The following is a 3,655-nucleotide window of genomic DNA, read 5'->3' as shown; positions in this document are numbered from 1 at the left end:
TCCGATGCCAGAGGCACATAGGCCCCGCCCGCCTTCAAGACCGCGAGCAGCGACACCAGCATCTCCGGCGACCGCTCCAGCAGCACACCCACCAGCACATCCGGCCCTACACCCGACCGCACCAGGCGATGAGCCAGATGGTTCGCCCGCCGCTCCAGTTCGCCCCGGCTCACCTCGCGGTCGCCGAACACCACCGACACCCGATCCGGATCCGACGACGCATGCCCCGCGATCCAGTCCTGGACGCAACGATAGGGCTCCGCGCGATAGGGCTCGGTCCGCCACGCGGCCAGCTGGGCGAGATCCGCCTCGGCCAGCGGAGACAGGGAGCCCAGCGCCGCCCCGGCATCCTCGGCCAGGCGGTCGAGCAGGGTGCCGAGATGCCGGCTCAGCGCCTCGATCTGCGCCGGAGTAAAGGCGTCGCGGCGATAGCCATAGGCGATGTCGAGCGTGTCGCCGGCCTGGACCGCCAGCGACAGCGGATAATGCGTCGCCTCCACCGTCTCGGCCGCGGCCACGCGCAGGTCGCCGCCGGCCCGCGCGGCCTGGTCGATCGGGTAGTTCTCGAACACCAGCAGGGTGTCGAACAGCGTCTGGCCGCCTTGGCCGGCCCAGCGCTGGATGTCGTTCAGCGGCGTGTGTTCGTGCTCGCGCAGCGCCAGGCCGGTCGCCTGGACCTCGCGCAGCCAGTCGCCCACCCGCACCTCCGGCACCGGCTGCTGGATCACCGGCAGGGTGTTGATGAACAGGCCCAGCAGCGTCTCGGCGCCGGCCAGCTCGGCCGGGCGGCCGGCAACGGTGGCGCCGAACACCACGCTGTCCTGGCCGGTGTAGCGCGCCAGCAGCAGCGACCAGGCGCCCTGCACCAGGGTGTTCACCGTGATGCGTTCGCGCCGGGCGAAGGCGGTCAGCCGCGCCGTGCGGCCGGCGTCGCGGCTGGTCTTGAGCAGGCCGTGCCCGTCGCCGGCGGCCGGGGCGGGCAGCGCATCGGCCAGGCGGGTCGGCGCCTCCAGCCGGCCGAGCTGGCCGCGCCAGAAGGCCTCGTCCGCCTGGGGATCGCGGGCCGCCAGCCAGGCGATGTGGTCGCGGTAGCGGCCGCTGCCGGCGGCCGGCGTCTCGCCGCGATACCGCGCCAGCACCTCGCCGATCAGCCGCGCCGTGCTCCAGCCATCCATCAGGATGTGATGGAAGGTCCAGATCAGCTGGTGCCGATCCTGCGACAGGCGCAGCAGCAGCACCCGCATCAGCGGCGGGGCCGCCAGGTCGAAGCCGCGCTCGCGCTCGTCGCGGGCCAGTGCCGCGACCTGGACCTCGTCGAGGCCACGGCCGTCGCGGAGCTCGACCGGCAGCGGCAGGCCGCGCTGCACCAGCTGCAGCGGCGCCGGCAGGTCGCCGTCCCACAGGAAGCCGGTGCGCAGGATGTCGTGCTGCTCGATCGCCGCGGACCAGGCCCGGACGAAGCGCGGCCCGTCGAGTGGGCCGTCGAGCTCGACGTTGATCTGGTTGACGTAGAGTCCCGCCTCCGGCGCGTGCAGCGCGTGGAACAGCAGCCCCTGCTGCATCGGCGACAGCGGATAGGCGTCGACGATCGCCGCGGCCGGCACCGGCAGGGCGTCGATCCCGGCCTGGTCCAGCCCGGACAGCGGCAGGTCCGACGGCGTCAGGCCGCCGGCGTCCGGGCTCAGGCAATGCGCGACCAAGCCGGCCAGCTCGGTGCGGTAGGCCTCCGCCAGGTCCTCGACCGTGGCGGCGTCGAGGCGGTCGCCGCTGAAGCGCCAGTCGAGCCGCAGGGCGCCGTCGATCACCCTTCCGTCGATCACCAGCTCATGGCCCAGCGGCGCGCCTTCGTCCGACTGCGCCCCATGCGGCTCGGCCGCCGGCACGAACGCCCCCTCGGCGTCCAGCAGGCCGTCGAACTGGCCGAGATAGTTGAACATCACCTGAGCCCGCGGCGCCGCGGCCAGCGTGGCCCGCGCCGCGGCGTCGCCGAGATGGCGCAGCACGCCGTAGCCGATGCCGCGATGCGGCACCGCGCGCAACTGTTCCTTCACCGCCTTGATCACCGCCGCCGGCCCACCGTCGCCGGGAGCCAGCCGCACCGGATAGAGGCTGGTGAACCAGCCGACCGTGCGGCTGATGTCGAGCCCGCCGAGCGCCTCGGCCGGCAGGGCATCGCGGCCATGGCCTTCGAGATCGACCAGCACCGATGCGCCGCCGGTCCAGCGGCACAGCACCCGCGCCAGCGCCGCCAGCAGCAGGTCGTCGATGCGGGTGCGGTAGGCGGCCGGCGCCTGGCGCAGCAGCTGCCGGGTGGTGCTGGCGTCCAGCGCCAGCCGGTGCGTCCGGGCCTGGGCGACGGTGGCCTCGCCCTCCGGCCGGTCGACTGGCAGCGCGACGGCGTCGCCCGCCAGGGTGGCGGTCCAGTGCGGCAGTTCCGCCTGCAGCGCCGGGCTGCCGGCGTAGGTCTCGAGCCGCCGGCCCCAGGCACCGAAATCATCGGTCCGGCCGGGCAGAGCCACCGGCGTGCCGGCCACGATCTGGCGGTAGGCGGCCTGGAGATCCTCCAGCAGGATGCGCCAGGACACGCCGTCGACCACGAGGTGATGGACCGCCAGCAGCAGGCGCTGGCTGCCGTCCGGGCGGTCGACCAGCAGTGCCCGCAGCAGCGGACCCTGGGCGAGGTCCAGGCTGCGCTGGGCCTCGTCGGCCAGGCGCTCCAGCGCGGCATCGTCCGCTGCCGCGCGCTGCCACAGCCAATCCTGATCCGCCGCATCGGCGTAATGCTGGTGCCAGGCGCCATCGGCATCGAGGGTGAAGCGCAGGCGCAGCGCATCGTGATGGCCGGCCAGCGCCGCCAGGGCCGTCCGCAGCGCCTGCGGATCCAACACCTCGCGCGGCGCCAGCAGCACCGACTGGTTCCAGTGGTGGCGGGCCGGAATCTCGGTGTCGAAGAACCAGCGCTGGATCGGGGTCAGCGGCGCCGGGCCGGAGGCGGGGCCGCGCTCGACCGCCAGCATGCTGACTTGACGCCGCGCCACGGCGGCCAGGGCCTGCACGGTCTGGTGCTGGAACATGTCGCGCGGGGTCAGCGCCAGCCCCTGCTGCCGCGCCCGGGCGATCACCTGCAGCGACTGGATGGAATCGCCACCCACGGTGAAGAAATTGTCGTCTCGGGAGACGTGCTGGAGTCCGAGGACGTCGCGCCAGATCCGGGCGATGGCCTGTTCGGTCTCGCCCTCGGGCTCGGCGTGGCCGGCGCTGCTCTCCCACTCCGGGTCGGGCAGGGCCTTGCGGTCCAGCTTGCCGTTCGCCGACACCGGCAACCGCTCCAGCCACACCAGCTTCGACGGCACCATGTAGTCCGGCAGGCTCGTCGCCAGTTGGGCCTTCACCGCCGCCTCGTCCGGCGCGGCGTCCGCGGCGACGTAGCCGACCAGGCGCCCGTCCCGCACCACCACCACCGCATCCCGGATCCCCGGATGCGACCTCAAGCCCGCCTCGATCTCCCCCAGCTCGATCCTGAGGCCCCGCAGCTTCACCTGGTGGTCCAGACGCCCGAGATACTCGATCGCCCCGTCCGGTCGACGCCGCACCAGGTCGCCGCTGCGGTACATCCGGCTGCCGGGCTGCCCCAACGGGTTCGGCACCACGAACC

The 3,655-nt window shown here is 73.6% G+C and carries 1 protein-coding gene; it reads right to left on the bottom strand.

The window, feature by feature from the left end:
• On the bottom strand, positions 1-3,655 hold a 3,655-nt coding region (locus AB4112_RS35870; RefSeq protein ID WP_441727227.1), incomplete at both ends, for a condensation domain-containing protein.

It is taken from the genome of Inquilinus sp. 2KB_23 (genome assembly GCF_052115705.1).
GTDB classification, from domain to species: domain Bacteria; phylum Pseudomonadota; class Alphaproteobacteria; order DSM-16000; family Inquilinaceae; genus Inquilinus; species Inquilinus ginsengisoli_A.
This window is presented reverse-complemented; position numbering and strand designations above follow the sequence as displayed.